Origin of the sequence: Nostoc sp., from assembly GCF_035638895.1 — a bacterium.
Lineage (GTDB): Bacteria > Cyanobacteriota > Cyanobacteriia > Cyanobacteriales > Nostocaceae > Nostoc.
In genome coordinates this window covers 1-2908 of sequence record NZ_DASQZC010000041.1, presented here as the reverse complement: position 1 = coordinate 2908, position 2908 = coordinate 1, and the positions used below count along the sequence as shown (strand labels likewise).

The following is a 2908-nucleotide window of genomic DNA, read 5'->3' as shown; positions in this document are numbered from 1 at the left end:
AAGCTGGTTGCATGGAGAGGCAGACCAAATGCAGGCTACTGTTTACGCTGCTTGCCCTTTAACTTGTGAGATTAAAATGTAGTCATTACAGGTGAATACGACAAACAGTGCGTCTGCCCGGTTAAGCCGGGTTTTTTCATGCTGTTGTGATTTTACTTGTGAGATTAAAGTCTAGTTATTATAGATAAATTCGATAAACAGTGCATTTACCCGATTAAGCCGGGTTTTTTTATGCTTATTGTGTGATTTATCCTTTTAAGGAAGTCGGCACAATAAAACTAAACTTTGTGAAGAAAAGGCTCAAACCCTTTTTCGTCCTGCTTTATCCCAACAATAATTATTTACGTTGACTTATATCATGTCCGCTTGATTGCTTATTAAACCAGAAGTTCCCCACCCCGCCAAAGCTACGCTTTGTCTCCCCCCGCTTGCGGGGAGGGGTTGGGGGTGGGGTGTAATGACTGTGGTTAGCATAACCAATTATGCGGACATGATATTACTTATATTTATAGTTTGTGTGATGATTGATCGCTAACTATTGACTATTTACCATAGACCATTGACTATAACCATTGGCAAATGACAGATGACTAATGACTAATGACTAATCAAAAACGTGTTTGCATTATTTTGGGTACTCGTCCAGAAGCTATTAAACTAGCTCCTGTAATTCAGGTTTTCCAACAGTCTTCAAGTTTTGAGTCGCAAGTAATTCTAACTGGACAGCATCGAGAGATGGTTGAGCAGGTTATGCAGCTGTTCAATATTAAGGCAGATTATGACTTGGAAATTATGCAGGTTCAGCAATCTCTAAATGATATTACCTGCCGTAGTTTACAAGGGTTAGAAGCATTATTTAAGGATAAAAAACCAGATTTAGTGGTGGTGCAGGGAGACACTACCACGGCTTTTGCCGCAGCTTTGGCAGCTTTTTATCAAAAAATCCCTATCGGTCATGTAGAAGCAGGTTTAAGAACTGATGATATTTTCAATCCTTACCCAGAAGAGGCTAATCGACGGTTGATTTCTCAAATAACTCAGTTGCACTTTGCGCCGACTCCTTGGGCTGTGGAAAATTTGCACCGTTCTGGTGTTTTGGGTGAAATTCACATGACGGGTAACACGGTAATTGATGCGCTGTTGAATGTAGCTGCAACCCAAGCAGTTTGTAATGTACCAGGCTTAGACTGGGATTCATACCGCGTTCTGTTAGCAACAGTTCATCGTCGAGAAAATTGGGGAGAACCTCTGTTAGCGATCGCTCAAGGCTTTTTACAAATCTTAGATAAGTTTCCTGATACAGCAATGCTCTTACCATTGCACCGCAATCCCACAGTACGAGTTCCGTTACAAGAACTTTTAGGGAATCATCCGCGAATTTTCTTGACAGATCCTCTAGATTATGGGGAATTGGTGGGTGCAATTGGGCGATCGCATCTTTTGCTCACTGACTCTGGTGGGTTGCAAGAAGAAGCCCCCAGTTTGGGAAAACCAGTATTAGTTTTAAGAGATACCACCGAAAGACCAGAGGCTGTTGCAGCCGGTACAGCTAAACTTGTAGGCACTACGAGTGAGAATATTTTTGCAAATGCTGCTGAGTTACTTAGCGATCCAGATGCTTATGCAGCAATGGCAAATGCAATTAATCCCTTTGGAGATGGTCATGCAGCAGAGCGCATTTTGCAGATTGTACAAAATTACCTGGGTCTTTCATCAGAAACATCAACTTAGGTAACTTAGAGTAAACAAAATGCAAAATTTCTGTTTTTCAGGGTGCATAAAATCGGCTTTTATGCCGATTTTTTTAACTCAAAAAGCTCCACGTTTCATATTATGTCCGCATAAATAGTTAGTTATGCTAACCATAGCCATTACACCCCACCCCCGAACTCCTCCCCGCTCTTCGGGAGGGGAGACAAAGCTACGCTTTGGCGGGGTGGGGTTCTTCGGGTTTAATAAGCAATCAAGCGGACATGATATCAGACGATAACCGAGTGTGGGATAAATGATTTATCTCCAGCCCACAAAAAAATAGTAGAATCAACACATTTTTAACAAAGAGGCAGTTCTTAAAGGGGGCTAAAAGCTTGGGAAAATGACCTTATCCAGAACTGTTCTATCCCCCTTGCTCCCTGCTTCCCCGTGGCTAAATACCCAAAGCCGATCGAGTTTGAGGGCCGACCACACCATCTACAAGTAAACCTCTACTTGCCTGAAAGTTTCGGACTTGGCTAACAGTTTCTCGACCGTAAATTCCATCAACTCTGAGATTACCTAAAGCTGTTTGAACGTCTCTTACAAGCTGACCTTTAGAACCAGGGTTAAGAATCACCGAACCGCCAACACCACCAGGTCTAGTCACAGGAGCATAGTTAGGTCTATTACCAACCCATCGAGCAAAAACGTATCTACCCGTAGAAAGCCTAGCAAAACCGTTTTCATACCTTTCAATGACTGGAAGTGTTGCGCCATTTGGTACACAATCTATATATGAGTAGTTAGTGCTTGGGCCTGTACGGATACGTAAACAACTGCCGTTAGTCCTGACAAATGCAGCCGTACTAACTTGAATTTGGGCAGCAGCAATAAGTAATACACCAACACCAGCTAAAGCTAGCCAAGCTGAAGATTTAAGAAGTTTTTTCCAATTGAATTTAGCTTTAGTGATTCCAAATGTCTCTTCTTTAGTAATAACTCTGTCAGAAGATGTAAGAGGTTTTTTGCTATCTAATTGAGATTTAGACGGATTATATTTGGTGTTTCGAGATGCCTCTTCTTGAGCAATAAACATCTGAGAATAAGCAAGATATTCCATAATGCACCCCTTTATATGAAAAAATGAGTAATCAGAGATAACTATTTCAGTTTTCTCTGTATTTACTCTTAGTATATTTTATATCTCTGTGTT

The 2908-nt window shown here is 41.3% G+C and carries 2 protein-coding genes; one reads left to right on the top strand and one right to left on the bottom strand.

Features of this window, described 5'->3' with window-relative positions; all coding sequences use genetic code 11:
* Window positions 1-600: 600 nt before the first annotated feature.
* Complete coding sequence (gene wecB / locus VE944_RS01760) at window positions 601-1731, top strand: non-hydrolyzing UDP-N-acetylglucosamine 2-epimerase (protein WP_324971325.1); 1131 nt, start codon at window positions 601-603, stop codon at window positions 1729-1731.
* A gap of 415 nt (window positions 1732-2146) precedes the next feature.
* On the opposite strand, the gene VE944_RS01755 is transcribed toward wecB, so the two are convergent.
* Window positions 2147-2815: a peptidoglycan-binding protein gene (locus VE944_RS01755; protein WP_324971323.1), complete on the bottom strand. Its 669-nt coding sequence runs from the start codon at window positions 2813-2815 to the stop codon at window positions 2147-2149.
* Between the last annotated feature and the right edge of the window lie 93 nt (window positions 2816-2908).